Here is a 799-nt window from a genome sequence, read left to right as displayed (position 1 = left end):
CTAACCATGATCAAACAAGACGGAATGAATGAGTGGCGCTACCTAGAGAAGCAAGCAGTATTGGAGTCTGCATTCCGCTTTCAAGAACCTTCACGCCCTCTCGATTTAGTTAGCCATTTAGTCATCAATATGCAGCATTATCAGCCGCACGATATTATCTATGGCGACTACAAAATGTCGGGCTATGATGAAGATCTACAACGTTCTCTGCTGCAATATTTATCTGTCGACAATGTCCGCGTTACGCTGATCGCCAAAGGACTTGAGTACAATCGCACTGCGGAGTGGTATTTCACCCCCTACTCCGTCACTCCATTCAGTAGCGAGCAAAAACGCTTCTTCCAACAAATTGATCCGCGTTGGCAGTTTGTTCTGCCAGAGAAGAACCCGTACATTTGTTACGACCTCGACCCAATGCCCTTTGAAAACGGGGGCTCACTACCGGAGTTGATTGAAGATCTCGAAGGTTTTCGCCTGTGGCATTTGCAAGATGATGAGTTCCGAGTGCCGAAAGGCGTAGTGTACGTTGCGATCGACAGTTCTCACGCGGTCGCGTCGCCTAAGAATATTGTGAAAACACGTCTTTGTGTCGAAATGTTTTTGGACTCACTAGCCAAAGAAACCTACCAAGCTGAAATCGCGGGCATGGGCTACAACATGTATGCGCACCAAGGCGGTGTAACTTTGACGTTGTCGGGCTTCAGCCAAAAACTGCCACAACTGCTTGAGATGATTTTACGCCGTTTCGCCGCGAGAGAGTTTAACCCAACTCGGTTTGAAACCATCAAACAACAATTAT

Annotated in this window: 1 pseudogene; it reads left to right on the top strand. The window is 47.3% G+C overall.

The window, feature by feature from the left end:
• A pseudogene (locus tag R7Q11_RS25665) lies at positions 1–799 on the top strand (insulinase family protein); the annotation flags it as partial.

The sequence above is a fragment of the Vibrio sp. 970 genome (assembly GCF_033339075.1).
This window is presented reverse-complemented; position numbering and strand designations above follow the sequence as displayed.